Source organism: Hydrogenophaga sp. (assembly GCF_026125785.1).
Lineage (GTDB): Bacteria > Pseudomonadota > Gammaproteobacteria > Burkholderiales > Burkholderiaceae_C > Hydrogenophaga.
This window is the reverse complement of sequence record NZ_JAHCKL010000002.1, coordinates 16,115-33,195: the sequence shown is the minus strand read 5'-3', so window position 1 is coordinate 33,195 and position 17,081 is coordinate 16,115. Positions and strand designations below refer to the sequence as shown.

The 17,081-nt window shown below is 67.6% G+C and carries 16 protein-coding genes; all 16 read left to right on the top strand.

Features of this window, described 5'->3' with window-relative positions:
- Positions 1-101 precede the first annotated feature (101 nt).
- Positions 102-1,142 carry a branched-chain amino acid ABC transporter permease gene (locus KIT53_RS02355; protein WP_297747046.1) on the top strand — a complete coding sequence of 347 codons (1,041 nt, stop codon included), beginning with the start codon at positions 102-104 and terminating at the stop codon, positions 1,140-1,142.
- 1 nt (position 1,143) lies between these two features.
- Complete coding sequence (locus KIT53_RS02350; protein ID WP_297747043.1) at positions 1,144-2,913, top strand: branched-chain amino acid ABC transporter ATP-binding protein/permease; 1,770 nt, start codon at positions 1,144-1,146, stop codon at positions 2,911-2,913.
- Positions 2,914-2,926: 13 nt separating this feature from the next.
- Entirely contained in the window at positions 2,927-3,661 is a 735-nt protein-coding gene (locus KIT53_RS02345) for an ABC transporter ATP-binding protein (protein ID WP_297747040.1), read from the top strand.
- 32 nt (positions 3,662-3,693) lie between these two features.
- On the top strand, positions 3,694-5,424 hold the full coding sequence (locus KIT53_RS02340; RefSeq protein ID WP_297747037.1) for a tannase/feruloyl esterase family alpha/beta hydrolase: 1,731 nt from the start codon (positions 3,694-3,696) through the stop codon (positions 5,422-5,424).
- A gap of 10 nt (positions 5,425-5,434) precedes the next feature.
- A complete protein-coding gene (locus tag KIT53_RS02335) occupies positions 5,435-7,126 on the top strand; it encodes an acyl-CoA dehydrogenase family protein (protein WP_297747034.1) in 1,692 nt (563 codons plus the stop codon).
- Positions 7,127-7,144: 18 nt separating this feature from the next.
- Complete coding sequence (locus KIT53_RS02330; protein ID WP_297747031.1) at positions 7,145-7,690, top strand: MarR family winged helix-turn-helix transcriptional regulator; 546 nt, start codon at positions 7,145-7,147, stop codon at positions 7,688-7,690.
- A 160-nt stretch (positions 7,691-7,850) separates the two neighbouring features.
- Entirely contained in the window at positions 7,851-8,183 is a 333-nt protein-coding gene (locus KIT53_RS02325; RefSeq protein WP_297747028.1) for a winged helix-turn-helix transcriptional regulator, read from the top strand.
- Positions 8,184-8,360: 177 nt separating this feature from the next.
- Positions 8,361-8,921, top strand: coding sequence for a nucleotide exchange factor GrpE (gene grpE, locus KIT53_RS02320; protein ID WP_297747025.1), 561 nt, complete (start codon positions 8,361-8,363; stop codon positions 8,919-8,921).
- Between the two features lie 118 nt (positions 8,922-9,039).
- Positions 9,040-10,974 (top strand): molecular chaperone DnaK, encoded by a 1,935-nt coding sequence (dnaK, locus tag KIT53_RS02315; RefSeq protein ID WP_297747022.1) that lies wholly within the window; start codon positions 9,040-9,042, stop codon positions 10,972-10,974.
- Positions 10,971-11,372: a four helix bundle protein gene (locus KIT53_RS02310; protein ID WP_297747019.1), complete on the top strand. Its 402-nt coding sequence runs from the start codon at positions 10,971-10,973 to the stop codon at positions 11,370-11,372. Before dnaK ends, KIT53_RS02310 begins: the two co-directional genes overlap by 4 nt.
- Positions 11,365-12,498 (top strand): molecular chaperone DnaJ, encoded by a 1,134-nt coding sequence (gene dnaJ, locus KIT53_RS02305; protein WP_297747016.1) that lies wholly within the window; start codon positions 11,365-11,367, stop codon positions 12,496-12,498. The genes KIT53_RS02310 and dnaJ overlap by 8 nt, the downstream gene beginning before the upstream one ends.
- 24 nt (positions 12,499-12,522) lie before the next feature.
- The gene (locus KIT53_RS02300) at positions 12,523-13,479 is read left to right on the top strand and encodes a LysR family transcriptional regulator (protein WP_297747012.1); all 957 of its coding nucleotides are present in this window, start codon (positions 12,523-12,525) and stop codon (positions 13,477-13,479) included.
- A gap of 139 nt (positions 13,480-13,618) precedes the next feature.
- On the top strand, positions 13,619-14,554 hold the full coding sequence (locus KIT53_RS02295) for an NAD(P)-dependent oxidoreductase (protein ID WP_297747009.1): 936 nt from the start codon (positions 13,619-13,621) through the stop codon (positions 14,552-14,554).
- Positions 14,551-15,294, top strand: coding sequence for an SDR family NAD(P)-dependent oxidoreductase (locus tag KIT53_RS02290; RefSeq protein WP_297747006.1), 744 nt, complete (start codon positions 14,551-14,553; stop codon positions 15,292-15,294). Before KIT53_RS02295 ends, KIT53_RS02290 begins: the two co-directional genes overlap by 4 nt.
- Before the next feature lie 118 nt (positions 15,295-15,412).
- On the top strand, positions 15,413-16,474 hold the full coding sequence (gene dctP / locus KIT53_RS02285; RefSeq protein WP_297747003.1) for a TRAP transporter substrate-binding protein DctP: 1,062 nt from the start codon (positions 15,413-15,415) through the stop codon (positions 16,472-16,474).
- A 94-nt stretch (positions 16,475-16,568) separates the two neighbouring features.
- Complete coding sequence (locus tag KIT53_RS02280; RefSeq protein WP_297747000.1) at positions 16,569-17,081, top strand: TRAP transporter small permease subunit; 513 nt, start codon at positions 16,569-16,571, stop codon at positions 17,079-17,081.

Here is a 17,081-nt window from a genome sequence, read left to right as displayed (position 1 = left end):
AGGCACCTGGGGCCGGTTCCGCCGGCCCCGGGTGTCCCTGGTTTCAGCGTGCCTGCGTTTGAGGTTTTTTTGAGCGCTTCCTTTTCTCGCTAAGGCTCCATATGGATTTCTCGATCGCCAGCATCCTGGCGCTGGATGGCCTCACCAACGGCGCGGTGTATGCGCTGCTGGGGCTGGCCATTGTCCTGGTGTTCACCGTCACCCGGATCATCTTCATTCCCCAGGGTGAGTTCGTGGCCTACGGCGCGCTCACCCTGGCCATATTCCAGACCGGCAAGGTGCCCGGCACCGTGTGGCTCCTGCTGCTCTTGTCGGTGCTGGCCGCGCTGATGGAGCTTGCGGAGCGCTGGCAGCACCAGCGCAACGCACTGCTCGCCACCAAGGCCGCGGGCCGTCTGCTGATCGCGCCGCTGGCGGTTTCGGTGGTGGCCATCTGGGCCGCGCCCCAGCAGTTTCCGCTGGTGGTACAGGCCGCACTCAGCGTGCTCGTGGTCACCGCGTATGGCCCTCTGGTCTACCGTGTGGCCTACCAGTCGCTGGAAAGCTCCACACCCCTGGTGTTGCTCATCGTCTCGGTGGGTGTGCATTTCGCCATGACCGGCCTGGGCCTGCTTTTCTTCGGAGCCGAAGGCTTCCGCAACCCGTCCTTCTGGGATGAACGCTTCCAAGTCGGCCCTGTCATGCTGTCCGGGCAGACCCTCATCACCGCGCTGGCCACGGTGGCCCTCATCGTGATGCTGTGGCTGTATTTCGAGCGCTCGCTGCGCGGCAAGGCCCTGCGGGCGATCGCGGTCAACCGCACCGGCGCGCGCCTGATGGGCATTTCCTCCCAGGCCTCGGGCCAGTTCACCATGACCATGGCGGCCTTCATCGGCGCCCTCTCGGGCCTGCTCATCGGCCCGACCACCACGGTGTTCTACGACTCGGGCTTCCTGATCGGTCTTAAGGGCTTCGTGGCCGCCGTCGCGGCCGGCCTCTCCAGCTACCCCGGCGCACTGATCGCCGCCATGGGTGTGGGCGTGATCGAGGCCTTCGGCTCCTTCTGGGCCAGCGCCTTCAAGGAAGTCATCGTGTTCACGCTCATTCTTCCGGTCCTGCTGTTCCGCTCGCTGCGCAGCAAGCATTCCGACGAGGACCACTGACATGCCCAAGAACCAAACCCTCGGCCTGCTGATCCTGGCCGCCGCGATCCCGCTGATCGCCGTGCTGCCGCTGCCCGATTTCTGGATCACCCAGCTCAACTACATCGGCATGTACAGCATGACCGTGCTCGGCCTGATCCTGCTCACCGGCGTGGGCGGCCTTACCTCGTTCGGGCAGGCGGCCTTCGTGGGCATCGGCGCCTACACCACGGCCTGGCTCACGCTCAACACCGGCATGTCGCCCTGGCTGACGCTGTTCGTCGGCCTGGGCCTCACGGCGGGCAGCGCGCTGCTGGTGGGCCTGCTCACGCTGCGCATGTCCGGCCACTACCTGCCGCTGGCCACCATCGCCTGGGGCCTCTCGCTCTATTACCTGATGGGCAACCTCGACGCACTGGGCAAGTACGACGGCCTGCTGGGCATCCAGAGCCTGTCCATCGGCGACTTCGACATCGGCCAGGGGCGCGCCTTCTTCGTGTTGACCTGGGCCATCCTGCTGGCCTTCGTGGCGGCCTTGCTGCACCTGCTGGACTCGCGGGCCGGCCGCGCCATCCGGTCGCTCAAGAGCGGCTCTCAGATGGCCGAGGCCATGGGCATCAGCACCTTCCGCTACAAGGTCACCATCTTCGTGCTGGCCGCGCTGTTCGCCTCGGTGGCGGGCTGGCTGCTCGCGCACTTCCAGCGCACCGTCAACCCGTCGGCCTTCGGCTTGAAGATGGGCATCGAGTACCTGTTCATGGCGGTGATCGGCGGCGTCGGCTACGTCTGGGGCGCCATCGTCGGCGCCGGCCTGATCCGCGTGCTGGAAGACCAGCTGCAGGTGCTGCTGCCCAGGCTGATCGGCACCAGCGGCAGCTACGAGGTGATCGTCTTCGGCATCGCGCTGGTGGTGGTGCTCAAGTACCTGCCGGACGGGCTGTGGTCCCTGGTTGGCCGGCACCGGCCACCGCGTCCGCGCAAGGTCGACTGGCAGGATGCCCCGGCACTGCCTGAGCGGGCCCGCCCGGCGCGCGGCGAGCTCGTGCTCGATGTGCGCAAGGCGCGCATGCAGTTCGGTGGACTGGTCGCCGTCAACGACGTGAGTTTCCAGATCCGCGCCGGCCAGATCGTCGGCCTGATCGGTCCCAACGGGGCGGGCAAGTCGACCACCTTCAACCTCATCACCGGCGTGCTGCCCGCCACCGCGGGCGAGGTGCACTTCCAGAACGAGAACATCGTGGGCAAACCCTCGCGCGAGATTGCCCGCATGGGACTCGCGCGCACCTTTCAGCACGTGAAGATGATCCCGGACATGACGGTGCTGGAGAACGTGGCCCTGGGCGCCTACACGCGCGGCCGCAAGGGTGTGCTGCCCGCCATGCTGCGCACCAACCGCGCCGAGGAGCGCCAGCTCTTTCGCGAGGCCCAGCGCCAGCTCGAACGCATCGGCATGGGCGAGTACCTGCACGAACAGGCCGGCAATCTGGCCATGGGCCCGCAGCGCCTCATGGAAATCGCACGGGCCCTGTGCGCGGACCCCACGCTGCTGCTGCTCGACGAGCCCGCCGCCGGCCTGCGCCACAAGGAGAAGCAGGCCCTGGCCGATGTGCTGCGCCAGCTTCGCAACGAAGGTATGAGCATCCTGCTCGTCGAGCACGACATGGACCTGGTGATGCAGATCTGCGACCACCTGGTGGTGATGGAGTTCGGCACGCTGCTCACGCAAGGGCCGCCCGCGCAGGTGCAACAGGATCCGAAGGTGCGCGCCGCCTACCTTGGAACAGAACACTGACGAGGCACCAGACATGAGCAACCCCATTCTCCAGGTCAAGGGCCTGCGGGCAGGCTACGGCCGCGCCGAGGTGCTGCACGGCATCGACCTCCAGGCACAACCCGGCGGCGTGATCACCGTCATCGGCCCCAATGGCGCCGGCAAGTCCACGCTGCTGAACACGCTCATGGGCGTGCTGCCCGGGCAAGGCGTGATCGAGTTCCGCGGCCAGGACATCAACACGCTCACGCTGGAAGAACGCGTGATGAACGGCATGGCGCTGGTGCCAGAGAAACGCGAGCTGTTCGGCACCATGCCGGTGGAAGACAACCTGCTGCTGGGGGGCTTCCGCCAGATGCGGCTGGGCAACAGCCGCTGGCGCAGCCGCCTCGACGAGGTGTACACCATCTTCCCACGCCTCAAGGAGCGGAGCACCCAACTCGCCGGCACGCTCTCTGGCGGCGAGCGCCAGATGCTGGCGGTGGGCCGCGCGCTCATGTCGGGCCCGGACCTGCTCATGCTCGACGAACCCAGCCTGGGTCTGGCGCCACTGATCGTGCGCGAGATCTTCGCCATCATCGAGCGCCTGCGCCAGACCGGCGTGACCATCGTGCTGGTGGAGCAGAACGCCCGCGCCGCCTTGCAGGTGGCCGACCACGGCTATGTGCTGGAGATGGGTGAACTCAGCGCGCAGGGGCCGGCCAGCGAGCTCGCCAACGACCCGCGCGTGATCGAGACCTACCTGGGCACGTCGCGCCAGGCCGCCTGAGCCACCAGATGTATCCGTCAAGGGGATTCGCCATGCAGACCTCTGCCGCTACCACCCGCCTGGGCATCGCCACCACGCTGGGCCTGCTTCTGGCGGCCTGCGCCACCCCGCCATCGCCGCCGGCAGCGCCGGCCCAGCTCTCCGCGGCCACGGGCGCCAGCCTGCGCCAGTGCGAAGCACTGGCGGGCCAGTTCCGGCATGCGCAGACCGTGATCGATTCCGCGGCGCCGGCGCCAGCCGGGGCGCTGCAACTGGCGGGCCAGCCGGTGGCGGCACACTGCCTCGTCAAGGGCCGCATGCAGCCGCGCAAAGGCAGCGACGGGCGCGACTACGCCATCGGCTTCGAGATGCGCCTGCCCCAGACCTGGAACGGGCGCTTCTATTACCAGGGCAACGGCGGCCTGGATGGCTCGGTGCGCCCGGCCGAGGGCGCGCTGGGCGGCGGCCCGCTCACCGGGGCACTGGTGCAAGGCTTCGCCGTGATCAGCTCCGACGCCGGCCACACCGGCGCACAGACGCCCTACTTCGGACTCGAACCGCAAGCCCGTCTGGACTACGGCTACCAGGCCGTGGCCCAGCTCACGCCGATGGCCAAGGCGCTGATCGCGAGCGCCTACGGCAAGGCACCGGACCGGTCTTACATCGGTGGCTGCTCCAACGGCGGACGGCACGCCATGGTGGCCGCGAGCCGGCTGGGGGCCGAATACGACGGCTACCTCATAGGCGCCCCCGGCTACCGCCTGCCCAACGCGGCGCTCGCCCAGCTCTGGGGCGCGCAGCGCTGGGCGCCACTGGCCACGCCAGGCGCAACGGTGAAGCACCCGCTGAACCCGAACGCGAACATCCCGGACCTGGCCAGCGCGCTCAGCCCGGCGGAGCGCCAGACCGTGGCACGCGCCATCCTGGGCCGCTGCGATGCGCTCGATGGCCTCTCCGACGGCCAGGTGCAGGCCACGCAGGCCTGCCAGGCTGCCTTTGACGTGGTGCGCGACGTGCCGACCTGCAGCGGCGCACGCGACGGCAGTTGCCTCACGCCGGCACAGAAGAGCACGCTGGCGCAGGTGCAGGCCGGCGGCAAGACCGCCAGCGGCCGAACCATCTACAGCGCTTTCCCGCACGACATCGGCATTGCCGGAGCCAACTGGGCCACCTGGAAATTCGTCAACGCCGTGGCGCTGGACCCGCTGTCGGTGGGCACCGTGTTCACCGCGCCGCCGGCCGCGCCGGTCAACTTCGCCAGCGCCGACATCGACGCGCTGCTCCCCGCCATCTCGGCCACCACGGAGACCTACCGCGAATCGGGCCTTTCGCTCATGAGCCCGCCCGGCCACGAACAACCGGACAACCTGCTGCCGCTGCGCGCGCGCGGGGCCAAGATGGTGCTGTACCACGGCGTGAGCGACGCCATCTTCTCCGCCGAGGACACGCGCCAGTGGCTGGAGCGAGTGAACCGCTCGCAAGGCGGACGGGCGAGCGACTTCGCACGCTACTTCCCGGTACCGGGCATGAACCACTGCAGCGGCGGTCCTGCCACCGATCAGTTCGATCTGCTCACGCCGCTGGTGAAGTGGGTCGAGCAAGGCGTGCCGCCCCAGGCCGTCACCGCCAGCGCACGCGGCGCAGGCAACGCCGGCGGCACCAACCCCGAACTGCCCGCGGACTGGTCCGCCTCCCGCACCCGTCCGCTGTGCGCCTACCCCACGGTGGCGCACTACAACGGCTCGGGCCCCATCGAATCCGCATCCAGCTTCACCTGCCGCTGAGTCCCCTGCCATGAACGCCTACCAACCCCGCGCCAGCGAGCACGCCCATGTGCTGTTCGACGTGCTGCGCGCCCGGGATACCCTGGCCACCCTGCCCGCTCTGGCCGAACACGCCGACACCGATCTGCTGACACAGGTCATCGAGGAAGCCGGCAAATTCGTCGGTGAAGTCGTGGCACCGCTCAACCGCGAGGGCGACGAAGTGGGCGCGCAGTGGAAGGACGGCAGCGTCACCATGCCGCCAGGCTTCCGGGACGCCTACCAGGCCTTCTGGCAGGCCGGCTGGCCCTCGCTGTCCAGCGCGCCGCAGGACGGTGGCCAAGGCCTGCCGGCGGTGATGGAGGCGGTGCTCTACGAGATGCTCAGCGCCGCCAACCACGGCTGGACCATGGCGCCGGGCCTGCTGCACGGTGCCTACGAATGCCTGCGCCACCATGGCAGTGAAGCCATCCGGGCGCGCTACCTGGGCAAGCTGGGCAGCGGCGAATGGCTGGCCACCATGTGCCTGACCGAGCCGCACGCCGGCAGCGACCTTGGCCTGGTCCGCACGCGCGCCACGCCGCGGCCCGATGGCCGCTACACCCTCAACGGCACCAAGATCTTCATCTCCGGCGGCGAGCACGACCTGTCCGACAACATCGTGCACCTGGTCCTGGCCCGCCTGCCCGACGCGCCGCCCGGGCCCAAGGGCCTGTCGCTGTTCGTGCTGGCCAAATTCGACGAGCATGGCCAGCGCAGCGCCGTGCACTGCGACCGCATCGAGGAGAAGATGGGCCTGCACGGCAGCCCCACCTGCGTGATGCGTTTCGACGACGCCGTGGCAGAGCTCGTGGGCGAGCCCGGCAAGGGCCTGAACGCCATGTTCGTGATGATGAACGCGGCGCGCCTGCACGTGGGTCTGCAAGGCATCGGCCTGCTGGATGCCGCATGGCAGAAGGCCTGTGCCTATGCGCAGGAGCGGCGGCAGATGCGCGCCCCCGGCAGCCGGGAAGCCGCGGACCTGATCGCCCTGCACCCGGCCATGCAGCGCATCCTGCGCACGCAGCAGGCCTGGATCGCGACCGGCCGCGTGGTGGCGTACCGCACCGCGCTCGAACTCGACGTGCTGAAGCACCACCCCGACGCCACCCGGCGCGAAGCCGCCGCGCGCTGGTGCAGCCTGGTCACGCCGGTGCTCAAGGCCGCCTGGACCGAACAGGCCTTCACCGGCGCCAGCGCCTGCCTGCAGGTTTTCGGTGGCCATGGCTATGTGCGCGAATGGGGCATCGAGCAGCACGTGCGCGATGCCCGCGTGGCCATGATCTACGAAGGCACGAACGAGATCCAGGCGATCGACCTGCTGCTGCGCAAGACACTGCCCGACGGCGCGGTCGCCCTGCTCGCGCTGCTCGACGAGCTGCATGCCGACCTCGACGGCCTACCCCACGCGGCTCGGGCACAGGATGCGCTGCGCGGTTTCGGCAGCTTCGTGCGGGAACGCCTGCTGCCCGGCACCCGGGCGGCGGACGCGCCGGCCGACCGCGCCCACTGGCTGGCCGACGATTTCCTGCGCGCCTGCGCCCTGCTGCTCATGGCCTGGGCCGCCACGCGCCTCACGGCCTGCGCCCGGGACGACGAGGCGTCCGCCGCCTTCTGGCGCTTTGTCTGGCCGGAGTTCGGCATGCGCCTGAACCTGCTCGACGCCACGCTCGACGGTGCCTGAACCCCGCATACTCAGACCATGCCCGACCTCTCTGCCGCCAACGCCCTGCGCCGCCCACGCGGCCCTCGCAAACGCCCCGCGCCGCGCCTGGCCACACCGGCGCCGGACACCGGCGGCACGCCGGCCGCCGAGGCACCCGAGGTCGACACCAGCTACCTGCAAACCCTGCTGGGCTACAACGCCAGGCGGGCTGCGCTGGCGGTGATCGCCGTGTTCCTGCGGCGCATGGCGCCCTACGACCTGCGACCGGTGGACTTCTCGGTGCTCTCCGTCGTGGCCTACAACCCCGGCGTCACCTCACGCCAGATCTGCGCCACCCTGGACATCCTGCCACCCAACCTGGTGGGCATGATCAAGAGCCTGCACAAGCGCGGCCTGATCCTGCGCAAACCCCATCCCACCGACCGTCGCGCCCAGGGCCTGCACCTCTCCGCCGCCGGGCAGCGGCTCTACCGCGAGGCCCAGGCCACGGCCACCGAACTGGAACAAGGCGTCGCCCATGGCCTGAACGCCGACGAAGTCCAGACCCTCATCACCTTGCTGCGCCGCGTTTACCAGCGCTGAAGAACCGCTCCGCACGCCCAAGGTCCAGCGCAATCAGGACAAATCCCGATCCTTGGCCTTTGCACCACATTGCTGCACCGCACGCAGCCAGCAAACTGGTAGCGCGCCGGTTTCCTGCCTATAGTGCCTGAGCCTCAGAGGCCACGCCAGGAGACCGCGCATGAGTGCCAAGGACAACGCCGCCGTGATCCAGTTGCTCGATCTGCTGGAGTCACGCTACGCCATGCGCATCATCTGGGCCCTGAGCGATGGCCATCCCCAGACCTTCCGCCTGCTGCAGGACAGCGTGGGCGGCGTCACGCCCAACACGCTCAACACCCGCATCAAGGAACTGCGCGCGGCGCACCTGGTGGACCACCACGGGGGCAGCGGCTACCGTCTCACCACGCAGGGGGCGGATCTGGCCCGCCGGCTGGCCGAGATACAGCCCTTCGCCGGCAAATGGTCGCAGCAGCAGGCCCGCAGCGGGACCGGGCGTCTCGGCGGGACATAGAATCACCCCCCGGGATCGCCGCCGCAAGGCCTGCTCCCGCACGCGAGCCCAGCCGCACCCCGGCGCCGGCAGCCGGGACGCCCCGGCCGCAGACCTGCCCCCCTTGAAGTCGGCCAGACCGGCCCCAACTGACGTCAACGGCCAGCCTGGCCAACGATTTCACGCCACCACAGAACCATGAGTCAGACGCCCCCCCAGAACGAGCAACCCGACCAGAACCCGCCCATGAGCGCGGAAGAACAACTGGCCGCCGAGGCCGCCAGCGAGGCCGATGCACAAGCCGCCCTGCAGCAGGAGTTGGCGACCCTCAAGGCCCAGAACGCCGACCTGGCCGACCAGTTCCTGCGCGCCAAGGCCGAAGCCGAAAACGCCCGCCGCCGCGCCGAGGAAGAGATCGCCAAGGTGCGCAAGTTCGCGGTGGAAAGCTTTGCCGAAAGCATGCTGGCCGTGGCGGACAGCCTGGAAGCCGGCCTGGCGGTGCAGGAGGCCACGAGCGAGCAATTGCGCGAAGGTTCGCAAGCCACGCTGCGCCAGCTCAAGAGCGCGCTGGAGCGCCACAAGGTGCTGGAAATCAACCCCGCCGCCGCAAGCCGCTTCGACCCGCACCAGCACCAGGCCATCAGCATGGTGCCGGCCGACCAGGAAGCCAACACCGTGGTGACGGTGCTGCAGAAGGGCTACCTGATCGCCGACCGGGTGCTGCGCCCCGCGCTGGTGACCGTGGCCGCGCCGCGCTGAGAAACCCAGGGCCAAGGGTTGGCTGCGACACCCCACGCTCCACACCCAACCCCCTTGAAATCCCCAGACTTATCCACACCTCTTCAACAGTTCAACTTACCTCTCTCGGAGTCACAACATGGGACGAATCATTGGCATTGACCTGGGCACGACCAACAGCTGCGTGTCCATCATGGAAGGCAACACCACCAAGGTGATCGAGAACGCCGAAGGCGCGCGCACCACGCCCTCCATCGTCGCCTACCAGGAAGACGGTGAGGTGCTGGTCGGTGCTTCCGCCAAGCGCCAGGCGGTGACCAACCCCAAGAACACGCTGTACGCGATCAAGCGCCTGATCGGCCGCAAGTTCACCGAAAAGGAAGTGCAGAAGGACATCAACCTGATGCCCTACTCCATCGTGGCGGCCGATAACGGTGACGCCTGGGTGGAGGTGCGCGGCAAGCAGATCTCCGCCCAGCAGGTCAGCGCCGACATCCTGCGCAAGATGAAGAAGACCGCCGAGGACTACCTGGGCGAGGCCGTGACCGAGGCCGTGATCACCGTGCCGGCCTACTTCAACGACGCCCAGCGCCAGGCCACCAAGGACGCCGGCCGCATCGCGGGCCTGGACGTCAAGCGCATCATCAACGAGCCCACCGCCGCGGCCCTGGCCTTCGGCCTGGACAAGCAGGAAAAGGGTGACCGCAAGATCGCCGTGTACGACCTGGGCGGTGGCACGTTCGACGTGTCCATCATCGAAATCGCCGACGTCGATGGCGAGAAGCAGTTCGAGGTGCTCTCCACCAACGGCGACACCTTCCTGGGCGGCGAAGATTTCGACCAGCGCATCATCGACCACATCATTGCCGAGTTCAAGAAGGAACAAGGCGTGGACCTGAGCAAGGACGTGCTGGCCCTGCAGCGCCTGAAGGAAGCGGCCGAGAAGGCCAAGATCGAGCTGTCCTCGTCCGCCGCCACCGACATCAACCTGCCCTACATCACCGCCGACGCCTCGGGTCCGAAGCACCTGAACATCAAGCTCACGCGCGCCAAGCTCGAAGCCCTGGTGGAAGAACTGATCGAACGCACCATCGCGCCCTGCCGCACGGCCATCAAGGACGCCGGCATCAGCGTGTCCGACATCCACGACGTGATCCTGGTCGGTGGAATGACGCGCATGCCCAAGGTGCAGGAAAAGGTCAAGGAGTTCTTCGGCAAGGACCCGCGCAAGGACGTCAACCCCGACGAAGCCGTGGCCGTGGGCGCCGCCATCCAGGGCCAGGTGCTTTCGGGTGACCGCAAGGACGTGCTGCTGCTGGACGTGACGCCGCTCTCGCTGGGCATCGAGACCATGGGTGGCGTGATGACCAAGATGATCCAGAAGAACACCACCATCCCGACCAAGTTCAGCCAGGTGTTCTCCACCGCCGAGGACAACCAGCCGGCGGTGACCATCAAGGTGTTCCAGGGTGAGCGCGAGATCGCCTCGGGCAACAAGCTGCTGGGCGAATTCAACCTCGAAGGCATCCCGGCTTCGCCGCGCGGCATGCCGCAGATCGAAGTGACCTTCGACATCGACGCCAACGGCATCCTGCACGTGGGCGCCAAGGACAAGGGCACCGGCAAGGAAAACAAGATCACCATCAAGGCGAATTCCGGCCTCTCCGAGGCCGAGATCCAGCAGATGGTCAAGGACGCCGAGCTCAACGCGGCCGAGGACAAGAAGAAGGTCGAGTTGGTGCAGGCCCGCAACCAGGCCGAAGCCATGGTGCACAGCGTGAAGAAGTCGCTGGGCGAGCATGGCGACAAGCTGGAGGCGGCCGAGAAGGACGCCATCGAAGCCGCGATCAAGGACCTGGAAGAAGCCGCCAAGGGCGACGACAAGGAAGCGATCGAAGGCAAGACCGAGGCGCTGATGACGGCCAGCCAGAAGCTGGGCGAGAAGGTGTACGCCGCCTCGCAGGCCGAACAGGCCGCCGCTGCTGGCGGCGCCGACACCACGGCGCAGGCAGGCGGCAAGCCGACCGACGACGACGTGGTCGACGCCGAAGTCAAGGAAGTGAAGAAGGGTTGAGCGAACGGCGTTCAGCGTTCGGCGTGCGGAACTACCGCGAACTCGTCGCCTGGCAAGTGTCTTTTGCGCTTGCCAGGCGCATCTACGAGATCACGGAGGCTTTTCCGCGCAACGAAATGTTCGGTCTGACATCGCAGCTCAGGCGCGCGGCGGTCTCGATTCCGAGCAACCTCGCCGAAGGCGCGGGTCGTTCGACTCGAAAGGAGTTCGCGCATTTCGTCACCATGGCGCGCGGGTCGCTCAACGAGATGGAAACGCAAGTTCTGCTGGCAAAGGAATTGGGATTCGTCCAAGGGGCTGACGACCTGGCGCTGGATATTGAACGCTTGTTCGCACTGCTCAACGGACTTCGCAACTCGCTCAACGCACAACGCATAACTCAAAACGACCATGGCTAAACGCGACTACTACGAAGTACTCGGTGTTCCCAAGAACGCCTCGGACGACGAGATCAAGAAGGCGTATCGCAAGCTCGCGATGAAGCACCACCCTGACCGCAACCAGGGTGATGCGGCCAAGGCGGCGGAAGAGAAATTCAAGGAGGCCAAGGAGGCCTACGAGATGCTCTCCGATCCGCAGAAGAAGGCCGCCTACGACCAGTATGGCCATGCTGGCGTGGACCCCAACATGCGGGGCGGCCCGGGCGGGGCCGAGGGCTTCGGCGGCTTCAGCGATGCGTTCGGCGACATCTTTGGCGACATCTTCGGCGGAGCGCGCGGTCAGCGCGGTGGCCGCCAGGTCTACCGGGGTGCCGACCTCTCCTACGCAATGGAGATCTCGCTGGAAGAAGCCGCCGCCGGCAAGGAGACGCAGATCCGCATCCCTTCCTGGGACGACTGCGAAACCTGCAAGGGCACGGGCGCCAAGCCCGGTACCAGCGTCAAGACCTGCACGACCTGCCATGGCCAGGGCGTGGTGCAGATGCGCCAGGGCTTCTTCAGCGTACAGCAGACCTGCCCGCACTGCCACGGCAGCGGCAAGATCATCCCCGAGCCCTGCACCACCTGCCAGGGCCAGGGCAAGATCAAGCGCCAGAAGACACTGGAGATCAAGATTCCCGCGGGCATCGACGATGGCCAGCGCATCCGCAGCACCGGCAACGGCGAACCGGGCCAGAACGGCGGCCCTTCGGGCGACCTCTACATCGAGGTGCGCCTGCGCAAGCACGACATCTTCGAGCGCGAAGGCGATGACCTGCACTGCCAGGTGCCGGTGAGCATGACCACTGCGGCGCTGGGCGGCGAGATCGACGTGCCCACGCTGCAGGGCAAGGCCACGATCGACCTGCCCGAGGGCACGCAGAGCGGCAAGACCTTCCGGCTGCGCGGCAAGGGCATCAAGGGTGTGCGCTCGAGCTACCCGGGCGACCTCTACTGCCATGTGGCGGTGGAAACGCCGGTGAAGCTCACCGAGCACCAGCGCAAGCTGCTCAAGGAGCTCGACGAGTCGTTCCGCAAGGGCGGCCACAAGCACAGCCCTAACGACAAGGGCTGGTTCGAGAAGGCCAAGTCCTTCTTCAGCTGATCGCGCGCCCAGGCGCCCGGGACCATGGCGACGAAGAGCGACCGGCACAAGCCCGACGACCCGCTGCTGGACGTCAAGCTGCTGCGCTTCTTCGATGCGCTCTACACCTTGCGGCGCCTCGGCCGCGTGGCCGAGCAACTGGGCCAGAGCCCGCCGACGGTGAGCATCTGGCTGTCGCACCTGCGCACCGCCCTGCAGGACCCGCTGTTCGTGCGCACCGCCACCGGCATGCAGCCCACGCCGCGTGCCGATGCCCTGATCGGCACGGTGCGCGAAGCGCTGGCGGCGATCCGCAGCCTGAGCGAGGAGCCTCCCGACTTCAACCCCGCGCAGGACGCACGTGGCTTTCGCCTGTGCATGTCCGATGGCGGCATGCTCACTTTGCTGCCGCAGTTGCTGGCCCACATGCGCGTGCATGCGCCGCAGGTGCGGCTGGAAGCGATCAAGATCAGCCCGCAGACCGCCGCGCAACTGGAGTCCGGCGAGGCCGATCTGGCCGTGGGGCTGGTGCCTGACCTGGACAAGGGCTTCTACCAGCAGGCCTTGTTCGACCAGGTCTGGGTCTGTCTGGTCAACCCGGAGCACCCACGCCTGCGCAATACCCTGGACCGTCAGGCCTACATGCGCGAAGGCCACGTCAACATCGTCTATGGCACCGGCCACCGCATGCTCGATGCCGCCCTGGAGCGTGCCCAGGTCACGCGCCAGGTGTTCCTGGAAATGCCGGTCTACATGGGCATCCCGGCCATCGTCTCCTCCAGCGACCTGATCGCCACCATGCCCAGCCGCACCGGGCATGCCCTGGCACGCAGCTCCGGCCTGAGCCTCTTTCCCTGCCCCATCCCCGTGCCGCCCTTCACCGTGAAGCAGTACTGGCACGAGCGCTACCACCACGACCCGGGCCTGCGCTGGCTGCGGTCGGTGGTGCAGTCGCTGTTCCTCGAACGCGCCGCGCGCGCGGAGTCGCCTCCTTCGGTCTGAGAAGGCCCGAGGTCCGGAGGGCGGCCAGCAAGTTTGCATTTCGCAAACTTGCTGTTTGCCTTTTTTGCCTTCTGTATTGAATACCCCCTTCCTAGAATGAAAAACAACCCCGTGAACACACAATCATTCGAGGAGCAACATGAGGGTATTGGTCACAGGAGGCAGCGGCTTCCTGGGTGCCTGGATCGTCCGGCATCTGATGGAAGCGGGTCATGAACCGCTGGTCTTCGACATCGTGGGCGAACGCGGCAAGGTCGCCGAGATCGCCGGTGCGCGCGCAGCGCGCGACCTCGTCTGGGTGGTGGGCGACATTCGCCGCCAGCAGGACGTGGCCATGGCGGCCCAGACCTGCGACGCCATCATCCACCTGGCCGGGGTGCTGACACCGGCCTGCCAGAACAACCCCGTGCGTGGCGCGGAGATCAACCTCATCGGCACGCTCAACGTGTTCGAGGTCGCGCGCCAGCAGGGCTTGGCCTCGGTGGTGTACGCCAGCACGGCCGGCGTGTTCGGTAGCGAAGACGCGCAGCACCCCCGGCCCGAAACGCACTACGGCGCCTTCAAGCTGGCCACCGAGGGTTCGGCGCGCGCCTATTGGCGCGATGCAGGGATCGCCAGCGTGGGATTCCGTCCCTTCGTGGTGTATGGCCCCGGCCGCGACGGCGGTCTGAGCGCCGGCCCCAGCCTGGCCTGCCATGCCGCCGCACGCGGCGAGCCGTATGTGGTGCCCTTCAGCGGCGACTGCGGCATGGTCTATGTGGAAGACGCGGCCGCGCTGTTCGTGCGGGCCGCGACCTCGCCCACCCAGGGAGCCCATGTGTTCAACCTGGTGGGTGACACGGTGTCCATGACCGAGGTGGTCGACACGCTCAAGGCCATCGTGCCGCAGGCGCGCCTGTCGATCGATGGCCCTCCGATGCCGATCGCCGCGGGCCAGTCCGACGCCGAGCTGGACGTGCATTTCCCGGGGCGCCCGCGCACCTCGCTCGCCGAGGGCCTCGCGGCCACCGTTCGTTTCTACCAGGCCCAGTTCGCCGAAGGCGTGGCCGCTTCACCCGCAGGACAGACCGCATGAGCGATGCAAGATTGAAGGACCGCGTGGCCGTGGTGGCCGGCGCGGCAGGCGGGATCGGCCGCGAGATTGCTCAGCGCCTGGCGCGCGATGGCGCGCGGCTGGTGCTGCTCGATCTCAACCCGTCGGCGCTGGATGCGCTGGCGCGGCAATTGCCGGGCGCCACCGCGCTGCAGGCCGACCTGACCGACGAAGGCGCGGTGAGCGCCGCGATGGCACAGGCCGAGCAGGTCCATGGCCGCCTGGACGTGCTGGTGCACAGCGTGGGCGTCACCGGCCCCTCGCTGCCGGTGCATGAGTACCCCGTGGCCGAATGGCACCGCACGCTGGCGATCAATCTGCACAGCGCGTTTCTGTGTGGCCGTGCCGTGGTGCCGGCGATGCTGCGCAACGGCTATGGCCGCATCGTGAACATCGCCTCCATCGCCGGCAAGGAGGGCAACGCCCAGCAGAGCGCGTACTCGGTGGCCAAGGCCGGCGTGATCGCGCTGACCAAGTCCATGGGCAAGGAACTGGCGACCACGCCGGTGCGCGTCAATGCGATCGCGCCGGCCGTCATCCGCACGCCGCTGATCGACCAGATGACACCGGAACTGCTGGCCACGGTGCTGGGCAAGATTCCCATGGGCCGCCCGGGCGAGCCCGAAGAAGTGGCGCACCTGGCCGCCTGGCTGTGTTCGCCCGAATGCTCCTTCTCGACCGGGTCGACCTTCGACCTCTCGGGCGGGCGCGCCACGTACTGAGCAAGTCGCCGCCGGCGCCTGGCGCGCGGGCGTTTTCATGCGCAGGCCTGAGAGGGCCTGTGCCCACCCTCGGGGTCTGACCAAAGCAAGCCCCGGTTCACCTACCAGAGGAGCCAACATGAGCAACAACAACCCCAGCGCTTCGGCGCTCAACCGCCGCCATTTCCTGCGCGCCAGCGGCGCGGCAGCCGTGGTCGCTGGTGGCACCACGGCCCTGGTGCCGGCGGCCATGGCACAGAACGTGGTCAAACTCAAGGCCGTGATCCAGCACCGCAACGGCGAGTCCTACAAGAAGTGGGCCTGGCTGCAGGAGCAGGTCAAGACCCGCACCCAGGGCCGCGTGGAGATCGAGACCACCACCATCGGCGAACTGGGCCTGGGCGGCACCGAGATGCTGCGCGTGCTCAAGTCCGGTGTGATCGACATGGCCGAGATCCTGCCGGGCTACGTGGCCGGTGACTTCCCGCTGATCGAAGCCTGCGACCTGCCCGGCATCTCGACCAGCTTCACACAGTCGCGCAAGCTCTACGACGCCTGGACCGAAAACGTCGTGAGCAAGAACGAGTCCATCATGGGTGGCAAGATCGTGGGCTCGTTCTGCTGGTCCACCATGTTCATGTACACCAAGTTCCCGCTGGCCAAGCTGGACGACTTCAAGGGCAAGAAGATCCGCGTGTTCGCCCCGGCGCAGGCACGCTTCCTGACGGCACTGGGCGCCGAGCCGGTGAGCATGACCACGGCCGACGTCTACCCCTCGCTGCAGCGCGGCGTGATCGATGGCGCCATCACCGGCACCGAGCACGTCAAGGCCAGCAGCCTGTGGGAAGTCACCAAGTACATGACCAACGTCAACATCCCGCCCATGGGTTCGTACGTGGTGATCGGCACGCGTGGCCTGGCCAAGGTGCCGGCGGAGTTCCGCAGCGTCTTCACCGACGTCTACAAGGAGTTCAGCGACCTGGGCTGGAAGCTGGGCAGCGACAACGACCAGCTGGGCTTTGCCTACGCACTGGAAAAAGGCATGGTCCTGACCAAGGAAACCAAGCCCGAATTCGTGCCGCAGCTCACCAAGATCTCCTCCGAGGACATCGTGCCCTGGTGGGCCGGCCGCGCAGGCCCGCGCGCCAAGCCGCTGTTCAACGAGTTCCTCTCGCCCATCGTCGGCTACAAGCTGAGCTGATCGGGCTGGCCCGGCGCAGGCCGGGCTTGCAGAGGGTGGCAGCTCCGCGAGGAGCGCGCCACCTTTTGGCCATTCCAACGACAAGAGGTTGTCCGTGCGCATCTTCCACACCGCTCTCATACAGCTGGCCAGGGCCATGGCCTGGATCAGCGGCCTGCTGTTTCTCCTGCTGGCCTTCTACATGACCGGCGACGCCCTCAGCCGCACCCTGGGTGGCCCTTTCACCGGCGTGTCCGACCAGATCGCATCCTTCTGCCTGTCGCTGGGTGCCACCTGGGCCCTGGCGCACGGCGTCGTGGCAGGCACGCACGTGCGCTCGGACGTGCTGCTGCCGCTGCTGCCACGCCCCGTCAAGCGCTGGTTCGGCGTGTGCGCGCTCGCCGGCCTGACCGTGTTCGCCTGGCTGCTCGCCTACTCCAGCTACCTGCTCACGATGGAGTCCTACGAGATGGGCTCGACCGTGCCGCAATCCATCATCGAGATGCACCTCTACATTCCGCAGGCCATCTCTTCCTTCGGCTTCATCATCTTCGCGGTCACCTCGCTGGTGGCCACGGTGATCGCGATAGCCAACCCCGAACCCATCGCCGAAGAGGGAGGCATCTGA